The organism is Ensifer adhaerens, assembly GCF_028993555.1.
GTDB lineage: Bacteria > Pseudomonadota > Alphaproteobacteria > Rhizobiales > Rhizobiaceae > Ensifer > Ensifer adhaerens_I.
Window position 1 is genome coordinate 2,425,583 of record NZ_CP118610.1, and the last position, 13,799, is coordinate 2,439,381.

Annotated in this window: 11 protein-coding genes; 2 read left to right on the plus strand and 9 right to left on the minus strand. The window is 62.8% G+C overall.

The features are described 5' to 3' along the window. Positions 1-53: 53 nt before the first annotated feature. The 3 genes from PWG15_RS11860 to PWG15_RS11870 all read right to left on the minus strand — a co-directional run bounded on the left by PWG15_RS11860 (position 54) and on the right by PWG15_RS11870 (position 1,756). Positions 54-407, minus strand: a complete 354-nt coding sequence (locus PWG15_RS11860; RefSeq protein ID WP_275019971.1) for a cupin domain-containing protein — start codon at positions 405-407, stop codon at positions 54-56. 62 nt (positions 408-469) lie between these two features. Further along, positions 470-808: a protein tyrosine phosphatase family protein gene (locus tag PWG15_RS11865; RefSeq protein ID WP_057253408.1), complete on the minus strand. Its 339-nt coding sequence runs from the start codon at positions 806-808 to the stop codon at positions 470-472. Positions 809-910: 102 nt separating this feature from the next. Further along, complete coding sequence (locus PWG15_RS11870; protein ID WP_275019973.1) at positions 911-1,756, minus strand: DUF4432 family protein; 846 nt, start codon at positions 1,754-1,756, stop codon at positions 911-913. Positions 1,757-1,920: 164 nt separating this feature from the next. Between PWG15_RS11870 and PWG15_RS11875 the strand changes: the two genes are divergently transcribed. Together PWG15_RS11875 and PWG15_RS11880 are read left to right on the plus strand one after the other, a co-directional pair. Further along, positions 1,921-3,348: a L,D-transpeptidase family protein gene (locus PWG15_RS11875; protein WP_275019974.1), complete on the plus strand. Its 1,428-nt coding sequence runs from the start codon at positions 1,921-1,923 to the stop codon at positions 3,346-3,348. Positions 3,349-3,852: 504 nt separating this feature from the next. After that, entirely contained in the window at positions 3,853-5,142 is a 1,290-nt protein-coding gene (locus tag PWG15_RS11880; RefSeq protein WP_275019975.1) for an NAD(P)/FAD-dependent oxidoreductase, read from the plus strand. Between the two features lie 695 nt (positions 5,143-5,837). Here the strand turns inward: PWG15_RS11880 and PWG15_RS11885 are convergent. The 6 genes from PWG15_RS11885 to PWG15_RS11910 form a co-directional block, all read right to left on the minus strand. Next, a complete protein-coding gene (locus PWG15_RS11885) occupies positions 5,838-7,358 on the minus strand; it encodes a globin-coupled sensor protein (RefSeq protein WP_275019976.1) in 1,521 nt (506 codons plus the stop codon). Between the two features lie 462 nt (positions 7,359-7,820). Beyond that, positions 7,821-8,540 (minus strand): AAA family ATPase, encoded by a 720-nt coding sequence (locus PWG15_RS11890; protein WP_275019977.1) that lies wholly within the window; start codon positions 8,538-8,540, stop codon positions 7,821-7,823. Positions 8,541-8,730: 190 nt separating this feature from the next. Further along, positions 8,731-9,477: an AAA family ATPase gene (locus PWG15_RS11895; RefSeq protein ID WP_275019978.1), complete on the minus strand. Its 747-nt coding sequence runs from the start codon at positions 9,475-9,477 to the stop codon at positions 8,731-8,733. A gap of 240 nt (positions 9,478-9,717) precedes the next feature. Further along, positions 9,718-10,863: an iron-containing alcohol dehydrogenase gene (locus tag PWG15_RS11900; protein WP_275019979.1), complete on the minus strand. Its 1,146-nt coding sequence runs from the start codon at positions 10,861-10,863 to the stop codon at positions 9,718-9,720. Further along, a complete protein-coding gene (locus PWG15_RS11905) occupies positions 10,860-12,245 on the minus strand; it encodes an aldehyde dehydrogenase family protein (protein ID WP_275019980.1) in 1,386 nt (461 codons plus the stop codon). Before PWG15_RS11905 ends, PWG15_RS11900 begins: the two co-directional genes overlap by 4 nt. A gap of 86 nt (positions 12,246-12,331) precedes the next feature. Further along, positions 12,332-13,696, minus strand: a complete 1,365-nt coding sequence (locus tag PWG15_RS11910) for a glutamine synthetase family protein (RefSeq protein ID WP_275019981.1) — start codon at positions 13,694-13,696, stop codon at positions 12,332-12,334. Positions 13,697-13,799: the final 103 nt, after the last annotated feature.

Sequence of the window (13,799 nt, forward strand, 5' to 3'; positions counted from 1 at the left end):
TGGGAAATGATTGCGACCGCTGCCAACTGCGGCGGTCGCAGGCGACCGTCGCCCTATTCTTCCAGCCATTCCGTCGAAAACGCACCGGCCTCATGCAGGTCGGTCGTCTCCAGACGCCCCGGCCCGAGATTCTCGAACTTGTGCGGCACGTTGGCCGGCGCCACGATGATCTGGCCGGCCTCCGCGTCGATCGTGCGATCGCCCACGGTGAACCGGGCACGGCCGACGCGCACGATGAAGGTTTCGGGATAGGGATGACGGTGAAGCTTCGGCCCGTAGCCGATCTCGTCCGTGGAAACGAAGATCACCGAGAGCCCCGCGCCATAGGCACCGCCCTCGAATTCGCCCTTCCACCGGTCGGGTTCATCTGCCCATTGCTCACGCGAAATGAGATGCGCTTCGGCCATGCCGATCCTCCACTGTCAGATGGAACGAAACGACCGAGCGCGAGAGTTTGGATTCGCCTGGCTCAGCCGCGGATATGCTGGGTCTGCTGGTAGACGGCCGTCGAGCGCGCGCCAGAACGGCAATAACCGAGCATCGGCCGCTGGAACTCGTCGAGCGCATCGACCATGCTCGTTACCGCGTCTGCCGTCACGCCCATCGGGCCGACGGGGATATGCTTGGTTTCGATGCCGAGCTCTTCGGCGCGTGCGGCAATAGAATCGAAGGTCGGCTGATCCGGCGCCTCGAAATCCGGGCGGTGGCAGACGATGGACTTGAAGCCGAGCGCCTTGATCTGGTCGAGATCCTCGACGGTGATCTGGCCGGAGACCGAGTATTCGTCGTTGATCTGGCGGATGTCCATGGTCGTCTTCCTCAGGAAATGTGGTGGCCTCTGATGTAGGCGCAGCACTTCTCCGCGTCAATTCAAAAGCCGCGCCTCGAAGGCCCGGGTTCTGAAGCTGGATCAGAGGACCGAGAAGGCGATCGCGTAGTCCCGCGCGTCGCCCGGCAGCAGCGGGATCAGTTCCTCGGCAGCCGCGAGATCCGGACGCCTGGCGATGCGGTGCGACACAGGCTCGATGCTGATCACATCGGCTTCACCGCGCTGGCAGCGCCACATCTGCAGGAACGGCAGCGTGTCGGCGCGAAACCGCACCTGGAGATTTCGGCCACCGAGACCGGCAAGGCCCGCAAGGGTGACGTCCGACCAGCCATCGGCGCCGGTGGTCGCGGGCAGGCAGAAGTGCGCGCTCTCGCCATTGCCGAAGCGCCAGGCGCACTCCCCGCCTTCAAGCGAGGTGCTGACGATGCGGGTGTCAGTCCCGAGCAGCCGGCCGCCGATGTTGAGGTGATACATCATCATCGGCGGAAAGGCCGAGGTCCCCGCGTTGACCACGCGATCCTCGAGCACCACTTCGTGCCGCCCGGCATCGATCCGCCACCGCCGCTCGATCCGCGCCTGCCCGCCATCGGCGAGCGCCACCGCGATCGTCGCCGTGCACGCGGTACCGTCGCTCGCCATCTCCGTATGGCTGACTGCTGATCCGGCCAGCGACCCATGCAGCGGGTAGCGCGCGCCTTCTGCTCCGCCCTCGATCGCTTCGGGGTGGCGGATGTGATCGGGGCCGCAGGTGAAGAGAAAGCCTGCAAGCGCCCGGTCTATTCGCGGGTCGCCGTCCGAGGGGATCGCAGCACCCGGCGACAGATCGACGCCATCGACAACAAAAGCGGCGATGTCGAGCGCCGAGAGGCGATCGAACAGCACATGATTCTCCTGGGCATCCCGAGGTTCTTCGAGCGTTCTCAACATGTCCTCTTCCTCAAATCGGCCGCAGAATCACTGCAATCACAAAGAGATGATAGCTGAGGAGAGAAGCATTTCACCGGTTGAAGCCCGGGACCGCGCCGCTTAGATAGAATTTAACCGCTTATTCATGATGAATTCATTTTTTTCACATTAACGTCGAAATCCAAATGTACCGCGCCACATTCACTACAATGAAAACAGGTTCTCACGTGACGTCAGCGACCCGCATAGGCCTCTCGCTTCTCGCCGCAGCCGGCTTTCTCGCCGTGGATTTGACGGCCGCTTTCGCGCAGGATTATCGCGGCAGAAATCGCTATGGCGACGACGTCATGCTGGTCACGCCCGAAGGCGAAATCCTCGATTACGTGCCGCGCGCCGATGAGGTGCAGACCATGCGCGACAGCCGCGGCCGTACGCTGCTGATCGACAGCTGGGGCAATGTGGTGGCGACCGTCGTGCCCAATCGCGGCCGACAGGGTGGTTATGGCGGCTATCGCCGCGAGGGCGATGTCGACATCTATTCGAACCGACGCTCCCGCGACACCGAGCGCGGCTACGGCTATTCCGAGCCTGGCGAAGTCACCGGCTCCATCCCCGATTACCGCGACGTGGTGCCGCCATCCACCGATGGCAACGACTTGCCGAACAGCCTGCCGGGCCTGATCGACGGCACCGAAGAGGCCGCGATCGATCCGAATGACGGCAATCCGATGCGCCCGTCGATGCCGCCGGCAATGTCGGTCAAGTCGAAGTCGCGCGCCGAGATCACCGCGCTGCAGGTCTTCCTCGACCGCGAGGGCTTCTCGCCCGGCGTGATCGACGGCAAGATGGGCTCGAACGTGACCAAGGCGATCGAGGCGTGGCAGCAATCGACCGGCGAGACGCTCGACCCCAACAACACCGAGGACATTCTCGAGCGGCTGCGCATGAGCGGCGGCATGCCGATCACCAGCTACACGATCACGGCTGCCGACGCTGCCGGCCCCTATGTCGCCTCGATCCCGGAGGATTACGCACATAAGGCGATGCTGCCGCATATGTCCTTCACCTCGACGACCGAAATGCTCGGCGAGAAGTTCCACATGGACGAAGCCTACCTGCGTGAACTGAACCCAGGTGTCGACTTCACCATCCCGGGCACCATCATCAAGGTGATCAATCCGGGTGCGAACAAGGCCGGCAAGGTCGCCCGCATCCTCGCCGACAAGGCGCGCAAGCAGGTACTCGCCTATGACGACGCCGGCAAGCTGATTGCTGCCTACCCGGCAACGATCGGCTCGTCCGATACGCCGTCGCCTTCAGGCACCGTCAATGTCGAGCGCATCGCGCTCAATCCGGGCTACACCTATAACCCGAAGATCAACTTCAGGCAGGGCAACAACGACAAGATCCTGACGCTGCAGCCCGGCCCGAACGGCCCGGTCGGCACCGTCTGGATCGCGCTCTCGAAGCCGACCTATGGCATTCACGGCACGCCCGAACCTTCGAAGATCGGCAAGACCCAGAGCCACGGCTGCGTGCGCCTGACCAACTGGGATGCGACCGAACTCGCCAAGATGGTCAGCCCCGGCGTCACCGTCGAATTCGTCGATTGAAGCCGTTGTCTGCGGCTACCGCATGTTTCTTTCGTCGTGACCGATTGAAGGACAAAACATGCGGCAGTTGCAAGCGCTGCAGCGACTTTCGCGTGTCCCGACAGGACGCGCGGTGCTGCAGGCCAACCGCCACGGCCGGAAGCATTTTTGCCTGCTTCCCCCAATTGGGTGAGTGACTTCCACCAAAAGGCGTAGAACATTGATATTGCCTGATTGACCGTCCACGGCAGGCACTTTTTAAAGGTGTATCGCCGAAGCAGGACGACGTTTCGGTAAAGATTTTTCAGACGTATAAATTTACAAGACCGCAGCTGCCGACGACCCAGCTGCGGTTTTTCTTAAGTAGCCCCTCCCGCACCGCGCCCCGATGCCTCCGGCCCTGCCCCGGCCTTGCATCATGACTTCATGAAACATTGTCATGAGAATTTTCTCCGCAATCGGCTATCACCGAGAGAACCCTGACCTATAGGCCGAACTTCCGGCCGCACTTGAAGGATTGCCGCGATGGCGACGGAGCGCACCCTGCCCAACCTCTGGCATGCAACGGCACCGGCCGCGCCCGAAACCAGGCCGCTCAGCCGCGACCTTGCGACCGATGTCGCGATCATCGGCGGCGGCTTCACCGGCCTCTCGGCGGCCCTGCATCTCGCCGAAAAGGGCGTGAAGGCGACGGTGATCGAGGCGAAGATGATCGGCTTTGGCGGCTCCGGCCGCAATGTCGGCCTCGTCAATGCCGGCATGTGGGTCAAGCCCGATGATCTCATCTCGACGCTCGGTCCGGCCGCCGGAAACCGACTGCTCACCGAACTCGGCGACGGCCCGTCGATGGTCTATGCCCTCGTCGAGAAACACGGCATGCCTTGCGAGGCTGTACGCAACGGTACGCTGCACATGGCCGTCGGCAGCGAAGGCGTCACGGAAATCAAGGATCGTGAAGCGCAGTGGCAAAAGCGCGGTGCGCCGGTCGAGGCGCTCTCTGCCGAACGCGCCCATGCGCTGACGGGTGCCGAAGGCTTTTCCGGCGCGCTGCTTGATCGCCGCGCCGGCACCATCCAGCCGCTCGCCTATGCCCGCGGGCTGGCCCGCGCTGCCCTTGCCGCCGGTGCCGAAATCTACACCGATACGCCGCTCACCGGTGCCGAGCGAAAGGGCGACAGCTGGGTTCTGAAGGCCGGCAACAGCGTCATCCGCGCCAAGCAGGTAATCCTTGCCACCAACGCCTATGGCGGCCTCTTCGCAGAAAGCCCGTGGCAGGCGCACACGCAGGAACTGACGATCCTGCCCTATTTCCAGTTCGCCACCAATCCGCTGCCGGACGCGGTCGCCAGCCGTATCCTGCCGGAACGCCAGGGCACCTGGGACACCGGCCTCGTCATGACCTCCTTCCGCATGGACCAGCAGAACCGGCTGATCTTCGGCTCGATCGGAAGGCTCGACGCGATCGCTGAAGGCACGCACCGCGCCTTTGCCGCCCGCTCAGTCCGCAAACTCTTCCCCTTCCTCGGCGATTTCCGCTTCGAATACTGGTGGGACGGCCGCATCGGCATGACCACCAACAACCTGCCGGCCATGCACACGCTCGCCCCCGACGTGGTCTCCGTCAGCGGCTACAACGGCCGCGGCATTGCGCCGGGTACCGTCTTCGGCCGTGCACTCGCCAACCATGTCACCGGCGAGGCTTCAGCGATCCCGCTTGCCGAAACGCCTGTAACACCGGACACCTGGCGTGGCGTAAAGTCGGCCTTCTACCACGCTGGCGCCCAGGCGAAGCACTTCATCGACCGGCGGTTTTGAGGGTATTCTAGGGGTGCTCAGGATCGGCAATGCCGACTGCGACCTCGACCGCGATCTCCCTTTCTTGGTCACCCGAGAGGAGAACGCGCGACTACTCTGGGGCAGTTCCGACAGGTGCGAAGTGACTCAGCGATAGGCTGTATGATCACTCTCGGCCCAAAGCAGACGTCAATCGCTCTCTCGAGACCATCCGCAAGTTCACGAAGGTCTATCCCTATGAGACCAAAAGGGTTGGTTCGTGATCCTTCGCTCTAAAGTCCGCTGGAGACCTTCTTCGACAAGTCCTGGCGGCCGGGCGAGATCGAAGTAGTGAAGTGAGGCGTTACCGACAGGGGGCGAATAGTGCCCGTGACCAAGCCGCCAGAGCGCGCGTTAGGTCACGGGGACTACGAGTTCTGGCCGCGAGGTCCGTAAGCTGGTGACGGCATACTTCTGGCCGAAAGCGCTGCGCTGCAGGCGCGGTGACCGCCTTTCAAAGCAGAAAAGTGCTTGGTGATTGCCGAACGTTTATCCGGCTTGCGTCATCAAAGAGGTTTGCCCCACGCCTCCTTCGTGATGTCCGCTGATGGCGCAAAGAAGCCCTCGCCCGTTCCGGAATTCGTCTCATTCGGTCGGCCCGCCTCGCTTCCCACAAACCAAAAACGCCCCGGATCATCCCTGACCCGAGGCGTGGTCTCACAAAACGCTAAGCTCGTTCACGCCGCCGCGCGATAGCTCGAACCTGCGCCGACCTGCACGTAACCCGACGTGCGGAACGCTCTAAGCCGCGTCGCGATCGTCTCAGCCTCGCCCGTCAGCGCCTGGCTCGCGGCATTGGCCTGCTCGACCATCGCGGCATTCTGCTGGGTGATCTGGTCCATCTGGGTGATGGCAGTGTTGACCTCCTGCAGACCGGTCGCCTGTTCGGCGGTGCTGGCGCGGATGGCGCCGAAGACGGAGCTGACTTCGACCACCTGGGCGACGATCTGCTGCAGCGACTGGGCCACCTGATTGACCGAGTTCACCCCGTCGTCCACCTGGCCGCGCGACTTGGCGATCAGCCCCTGGATGTCCTTGGCGGCTTCGGCGCAGCGTTGCGCCAGCGCGCGGACTTCGGAGGCAACAACGGCAAAGCCCCTGCCCGCCTCCCCGGCGCGTGCTGCCTCGATGCCGGCGTTGAGCGCCAGAAGGTTGGTCTGGAAGGCGATCTCGTCGATCACGTCGACGATGCGGGCAATGCTCGCCGACGACGTCTGGATCTCCTGCATCACCTCGATCGCGTGGCTGACGATCTCACCGCTCTGTTCGGCATTGGCGCGAGCGGCAACCACGGTCGAGTTCGCCTGGTTGGCGCCTTCGGCCGTCTGTTTGACGGTGCGTGTCACCTGTTCGACTGCTGCCGCGGTCTCCTCGAGGTTGGCCGCCTGGCGTTCCGTACGCTTTGCAAGGTCGTTGGCCGCCGCCGCAATTTCCTTGGCGCTGGTGTGGATCTGGCTCGCACCGGCTTCGATGCCGCCGATCGCGCGCGAGAGTTCACCGATCGCGTGGTTGAAGTTTTCACCAAGCTCCTGATAGGCGACCGGCAGATCCGAGCCGATGCGCGCGGTCAGGTCGCCGTCGGCGATCTTCTTCAAGGCGGCGCCGAAAGTCTTGCTGATGAGAGCGCGTTCGCCCGCAAGCACTTCTTCCTGCACGGCGCGCTGCTTGGTGACGTCGGATGCGTCCATATAGACGGAGATCGACAGATCCATGTCGAGGAAGACGCCCTTGACGAGGCTCGACAGCATGGCGCTCAGCTCTTCGGCCGAGGTGGTGCGGCGCGAGAACAGGCCAGCCTTCGGCCAATGCGCCCTAACGATTTCAGTGATCAGGTGCTCGGCGATCAGCGCATAGCCGCCGATGTACCAGCGCGGTTCAAGGCCGATGCGGGCATGCACCTGGCCGATCGTGCGGACCTTGGCGCTGTAATCTTCATTGAAGTTGGCGTCGGCGATATTGGCCCAGTGGCCGACCTGCGCACCCTTGGCGCGGTCGATATGGCTATCGGACGAAAAGAAGCGCTTCGTCTCGGGAGTCGCCTTCACCTTGCCATAGAATTTGTCGAGCGCCGGCTTCAGCTCCTTCTCGAGGATCGGCTTCAGCGCCTTGAGGCTCGCTCTGGCGGCATCATCGAGCGCCATGAAATTCAGACGACCGGCGACGTCCTGCGTGCCGGCAGCGGTGTGTTCCGTTTTCATGCGCGAACTTCCCTGCATGCTCTGCTGCATGTCGAGTTAAGGACAAAATCATGCAGCAGTTCAAAGTGATACAGCGGCCTCTGCGCGTCGCGCGCGGCGCTGTTGTGGATCATGGAGACAGGATCGACGGCGCAAAGCGTCTGAGATCATGGCCGCAGTCATGGCGGCAAATGCCCCGTTGCGATCATCGCGATGGGCAAGCTGTATCCAGGCTCTGTGATAGGGGCGCGTGGTAAAGGAAGCCTTACGGCCGACAGCCATTTCGCGAGGACCGGCATGGGACTCAACCGGAACTGACGAACGTCAATTCCGGTTGCGCCACAGAAATACGGCGGAAGCCTAGGGCGACCTCCCGGACAAAACTACGTTATTTCAATATTTTATGGATATTCCAGGCAAACCCTGGGGTGGATCTTCCCCAGGAAGCGGCAGTGCTACCGTGGATCACCCTGCGTCGAAACATCACGCCGCGCGGCGCGAAGCCCAGGACGGCATGCGCGCAGCCCACGAGCGGCGGGCCTTGACCGGCATCAACGCCTGCACTTCGCTCGCGAGAGCTGCCGCGTTCTCGCAGGCCTTGTCGAGATTGCTGACCCGGAGCGGATCCATCGAGTGCAGCGTACCGCCGCATTCGAAGATCTCGCGATAGGCGGCGCGCTCGACGATCGGCGTGTCGAGCACCGAGACGCCGCGTTCGGCAAGCATCGCCTTGATCGTCTGCAGCGCGCGCGTGGTGACAAGCGAATTGACGCGGGTGAGAACGACCGAATGGTTGATGCGAAGACCCGAGCGGTCCTGGATCTGGCGGATCAGCTCAAGAATTTGCACCGCACCCTTCGCGTCCATGGCACAGCCCTGCACCGGAATCAGCACCTGGTCGGAGATGGCAAGCGCCAGCGTGACGATCTGGTCCTTGGCACCCGCGAGATCGATGACGATGTAATCCGCCTCGTCCTTCATCTCGCGGATATGACACTCGAGCGAGCCGGGCGTGATGTGCGAAATGACCGTGAGGTTGGCGATATGGCCCGAGGCTTCGGCCCAACTGGTGATCCAGCGCTGCGGATCGGCATCGAGAACCACCACCCGGTGTCCCTGCCGCGCCAGCTCGGTTGACAGGATCAGCGCCGCGGTCGTCTTCCCCGCACCACCCTTTGCATTGGCGAAAGTGATGACCGCCATGATATTCCCCATTCTCTGCATGTTTCGCGCGAACCATTCGGCCATGGCCGGTGGTTCGCTTCTTAACGAAACCTTTCAGAAGATGGTTAACGAAACGGTAACGGCCGGACGTCAAACCTGACAGTGGGGTCGGGAAGCACCGCTTTGGCAGCGCCGTGACGCGTTCGAAAAAGGGGGCACCGATCCGGCTTCAGGCCGGCATCACGGCCGGCTCCGCCGTCCGCCGCGTGCGGTAGCACATCGACGAAAACGGCCCATGTCGCACCGCCTCGCCTGTCGGAGTGAGCAACCGCAGCACGTCATCCGCAAACGTGTGGGCGTTGGCCTGCGCCTTCGCGAGATTGCTGACCTTCGCGGGGTCGAGCGAATAGAGTGTGTGGCCTTCTTCGAACAGTTCGCGGAAAGCGGTACGTTCCACAAGCGGCGTATCGACAAGCCGGATGCGGCTTTCGGCGAGCAGCAGCTTGACCTTGCGCATTGCGCGCGTCGTCACGATCGGGTTGACGCGCGTCAGCAGCACGGCGTGGTTGATGTCGGCGCGCGCATTGTTCTCGATGTAACGGATCAGTTCGAGTACCTGGATGGCGCCGCGCGCATCCATGACGCAGCCCTGTACCGGAATCAGCGTCAGGTCGGAAAGGCCGATCGCCAGCGCGACCAGCACGTCGGCGGCACCCGAGAGGTCTATCACCACATGCTCGACCTGACCGCGCAAACGCCTGAGATGGTCGCTGAGGGTGGTCGTCGCTACCCCTGAGATGACACTGACATTGACATCGCTTCGACCGTGACGGAACCAGTCGGTCATGCACGCGAGCTGGTCGCAATCGAGAACCGCGACCCTTTCCCCCCGGCGGGCGAATTCGCAGGCCAGCAGCAAGGCTGCCGTCGTCTTGCCCGCGCCCCCCTTCGCATTCGCGAGGGAAATAATCGCCATCGGTCGACCCTAACTCAACTCAGGTCCGTGCGCTGACGGACCCATACATACGCACACCCTAATGGAAGCGTTTCAGATCGGGGTAAACGAAGCGTGAAGATCGCGTTCCACGGAACCAAATCGTAACAGTTCCGTGACAATTAGGTGACAAACCCGCTGCAATGGCAAGTGGTATTTTCGACCCACCTAAACCAAGGGGGATCTGGCGCCTCACAGGGGCGAGGCGCCAGAGACACTCTGTCAAATGCACTCGCGGAAGAGCTTCTTTGCAGCGTCCAGCGTCAGTTCGACCGGGTTGCCGCCGGCCGTCGGGTCGACGATCGCCATCTCGGACATTTCGTCAATGCGGTCCGTGCCGACGCCAAGTGCCGACAGCTTGTCCGGAACGCCGAGTTCCTCGCGCAGCTTCAGCACGTAGTCATAGAAGCCGTCGAAACCACCGGAAATGCCGAGATAGGCGGCGGCGCGCGCGATCTTGTCTTCGATCGCCGGGCGGTTGAAGCGCAGCACCGGCGGCATCACCACGGCGTTGGTCATGCCATGATGGGTGTTGTAGATCGCGCCCACTGGATGCGACAGCGAGTGGATGGCACCAAGACCCTTCTGGAAGGCAACGGCACCCATGGCGGCCGCACTCATCATGTTGGCACGTGCCTCGATGTCGGTGCCGTCCTTGTAGGCGCGGGGCAGGTATTCCTTGACGAGCCGCATGCCTTCGAGCGCGATGCCCGCCGACATCGGATGGTAGAAGGGCGAGGAATAGGCTTCCAAGCAATGGGCAAAGGCATCCATGCCGGTGCCGGCGGTGATCACTCTGGGCATGCCGACCGTCAGTTCCGGATCGCAGATCGTCACTGCCGGCAGGAACTTCGGGTGGAAGATCACCTTCTTCACGTGGCTGGCCGAATTGGTGATGACGCTGGCGCGGCCGACTTCCGAGCCGGTGCCGGCCGTCGTCGGCACGGCGACGATCGGCGCGATGCCCTCAACGCTCGCGCGCGTCCACCAGTCGCCGATGTCCTCGAAGTCCCAGACGGGCCGGGTCTGCCCGGCCATGAAGGCCACGCACTTGCCGAGGTCGAGGCCCGAGCCGCCGCCGAAAGCGACGACGCCGTCGTGGCCGCCATCCTTGAACGCCTTCACGCCGGCTTCGAGGTTGACGTCGTTCGGGTTCGGATCGACGTCGGCGAAAATCGCCCGGCCAAGGCCGGCGGCCGAGAGGATATCGAGCGCGTTCTGGGTGATCGCCATCGGCGCGAGGCCCCGGTCGGTGATCAGTAGCGGCTTCTTCATGCCCGCTGCCTTGCAGTGGTCGGCGAGTTCCTTGATCCGGCCGGCACCGAACTTGATTGACGTCGGATAGCTCCAGTTGGCGGTGATGGTCATGCGGTGACTTTCTTCAGATGGTAGGATTTCGGGCGGGTGAGGTTCTGGAAGCCGATGACCGAGAGCGAGCCGCCGCGGCCGGTTTCCTTGACGCCGGTCCAGCAGAGCGCCGGGTCGAGATAGTCGGCGCGGTTCATGAACACGGTGCCGGTCTCGATATCGGCGCCGATGCGCGCGGCGCGCTCGGCATCCCTGGTCCAGAGCGACGCGGTGAGCCCGTACTGGCTGTCGTTCATCAGTTCGATCGCCTGGCTGTCGCTCTTCACCTTCATGATGCCGACGGCAGGACCGAAGGTTTCTTCGCGCATGAAGGCCATGGAGTGGTCGACATTGACGAGAATCTGCGGTGCGAGATAGGCGCCGCCGTCATCCTGCGGGAAGAGCTTCGGATCGATCAACGCCTTGGCGCCCTTGGCAACGGCATCGGCGATCTGCTCGCGCACGGTCGCGGCAAAGCGCTTGTTGGCCATCGGCCCGAGCGTCGTTTCCGGATCAAGCGGGTTGCCGAGCTTGTAGTTGGAGACCCAGGCGACCGACTTCTCGACGAAGGCGTCATAGAGCTTTTCATGTACATAGATGCGCTCGATGCCGCAGCAGCACTGGCCGGAATTGTAGGTAGCGCCGTCCATCAGCGTGTCGACGGCGGCATCGAGGTCGGCGTCTTCCATGACGTAGCCCGGATCCTTGCCGCCGAGCTCGAGGCCAAGCCCGGTAAAGGTGCCGGCGGCAGCCCGTTCGATCGAGCGTCCGCCTTCGACCGAACCGGTGAAGTTGACGAAGTCGAAGCTCTTGGCGGCGATCAGCGCCGCTGATGTCTCATGGTCGAGGAAGATGTTCTGGAAGACGTCCGAGGGAACGCCGGCTTCGACGAAAGCGCGCACCATGCGCTCGCCGACGAGGATCGTCTGGCTCGCATGCTTGATGATGACGGTGTTGCCGGCCATCAACGCCGGAGCGACGGTGTTGATCGCGGTCATGTAGGGGTAGTTCCACGGGGCGACGACGAAGACGACACCGTGCGGCTCGCGGGCGATGCGGCGCTCGAAACGGTCGCTCTCCTCGATCACCAGCGGCTTCAGCGCATCGGCGGCAATCGTTGCGACATAGTTCGAGCGCTCGTTGAAGCCTTTGAACTCGCCGCCGTAGCGCACCGGCCGGCCCATCTGCCAGGCAAGCTCCGGCACAACTTCGTCGACCATCTCGTTGAGGCGGGCGACACCGGCAAGCACCAAATTGACGCGCTCGTCGAGAGGACGGCGCGCCCAGGCCTTCTGCGCCTGGCGGGCGCGGGAGACCACCTGTTTGGCCAGGTCCAGCGGCATCGCCGGGCGTTCTGCGTAGACTTCGCCGTTCACCGGCGAAATGCACTTGATCATGCTCATGATCGTCTTCCTGCTTTCATTGCGAATGATACGGTGGCCGCTCCGGTCAGGAACGGCCACCCTTGTGAATGGCAAGGCCTTGAGGATCAGGCCCGTTCGAAGCCGCGCGCGACCTCCCAGTCGGTGACGCGGCGGTCGTATTCTTCCTGTTCCCAGCGCCCTGCCCGCGCATAGTGCTCGATGACCTCGTCGCCAAAGGCTTCGCGCAGCATCTTGGATTCCTCAAGCGCAGCCGTGGCGTCGCGCAGCGTGCGCGGGATCTCGCGCACGTCCTTGCCGCCATAGGCGTCGCCGACGAAGGGCGCTTCCAGTTCCATCTTGTTCTCGATACCGGAAATGCCGGCGGCGATCAAAGCGGCAAAGGCGAGATACGGATTGAGGTCGGAGCCGCCGACGCGGCATTCGATACGGATCGCCTTGGTCTCCTCGCCGCACAGGCGATAGCCGGCGGTGCGGTTGTCCTTGCTCCAGACCGCCTTGGTCGGCGCGAACGTCCCGGCCATGAAGCGCTTGTAGGAGTTGATGTAGGGCGCCAGAAAATAGGTGATCTCGCTCGCATGGGTCAGCAGACCCGCCACATAGTGGCGCATCATCTCCGACATGCCGTATTTTCCGCTCTCGTCGTAGAACTTCGACGACTTGCCGTCGGCGCTCCAGAGCGACTGGTGGATATGCGAGGAGGAGCCGGCGGCAGAATAATTCCACTTGGCGAGGAAGGTGATGGCCTTGCCGCGCGACCAGGCGATTTCCTTGCAGCCGTTCTTGATGATCGCGTGCCGGTCGGCCATCGTCAGCGCGTCGGCATAGCGCACGTTGATTTCTTCCTGACCGGCAGACGCCTCGCCCTTGGAATTTTCGACCGGGATATCGGCGCCCTGCAGGCCGTTGCGGATTGCCCGCATCACGTCCTCTTCCTTGGTCGTCTGGAAGATATGGTAATCCTCGTTGTAGCCGCTGACGAGCTGCAGGTCGCGATAGCCGGACTGGCGCGCGTCATCATAAGACTGGTCGAACAGGAAGAATTCGAGCTCGCTTGCCATATAGGCCTTGAGCCCCATCTTCTCCAGCCGCGCCACCTGCTTCTTCAGGATCGCGCGCGGCGAATGCGGCACTTCCTCGTGGGTGTGATGGTCGAGCATGTCGCAGAGCACGAGTGCGGTGCCTTCGAGCCAGGGGATACGACGAAGCGTCGAAAGATCCGGCTTCATCGTATAGTCGCCGTAGCCCTTTTCCCAGCTCGTCGCCTTGTAGCCAGGAACGGTCTCCATCTCCATGTCGGTCGCAAGCAGGTAGTTGCAGCTATGCGTTTCCTTCCAGGCGCTATCGACGAAGAACTGCGCATGGAAGCGCTTGCCCATCAGCCGGCCCTGCATGTCGACCTGGCAGGCGAGCACCGTATCGATGCGCCCGGCGGCGACGTCTTGCTTCAACTCATCAAACGTATAGCTCATCAACTTCCATCCCATGTTTGGTCACGCGGCCGTTCCCTTGAGTGACGATATTTTGCGCCGCGTGAACGTGTTCCGTTCAGGTAACCGGACAGGTTCCGGCAAA

What these genes read in the sequence shown, in the direction of transcription:
- PWG15_RS11860 (WP_275019971.1), bottom strand. Translation starts at nt 407, where the DNA reads ATGGCCGAAGCGCATCTCATTTCGCGTGAGCAATGGGCAGATGAACCC.
- PWG15_RS11865 (WP_057253408.1), bottom strand. Translation starts at nt 808, where the DNA reads ATGGACATCCGCCAGATCAACGACGAATACTCGGTCTCCGGCCAGATC.
- PWG15_RS11870 (WP_275019973.1), bottom strand. Translation starts at nt 1,756, where the DNA reads ATGTTGAGAACGCTCGAAGAACCTCGGGATGCCCAGGAGAATCATGTG.
- PWG15_RS11875 (WP_275019974.1), top strand. Translation starts at nt 1,921, where the DNA reads ATGTACCGCGCCACATTCACTACAATGAAAACAGGTTCTCACGTGACG.
- PWG15_RS11880 (WP_275019975.1), top strand. Translation starts at nt 3,853, where the DNA reads ATGGCGACGGAGCGCACCCTGCCCAACCTCTGGCATGCAACGGCACCG.
- PWG15_RS11885 (WP_275019976.1), bottom strand. Translation starts at nt 7,358, where the DNA reads ATGAAAACGGAACACACCGCTGCCGGCACGCAGGACGTCGCCGGTCGT.
- PWG15_RS11890 (WP_275019977.1), bottom strand. Translation starts at nt 8,540, where the DNA reads ATGGCGGTCATCACTTTCGCCAATGCAAAGGGTGGTGCGGGGAAGACG.
- PWG15_RS11895 (WP_275019978.1), bottom strand. Translation starts at nt 9,477, where the DNA reads ATGGCGATTATTTCCCTCGCGAATGCGAAGGGGGGCGCGGGCAAGACG.
- PWG15_RS11900 (WP_275019979.1), bottom strand. Translation starts at nt 10,863, where the DNA reads ATGACCATCACCGCCAACTGGAGCTATCCGACGTCAATCAAGTTCGGT.
- PWG15_RS11905 (WP_275019980.1), bottom strand. Translation starts at nt 12,245, where the DNA reads ATGAGCATGATCAAGTGCATTTCGCCGGTGAACGGCGAAGTCTACGCA.
- PWG15_RS11910 (WP_275019981.1), bottom strand. Translation starts at nt 13,696, where the DNA reads ATGAGCTATACGTTTGATGAGTTGAAGCAAGACGTCGCCGCCGGGCGC.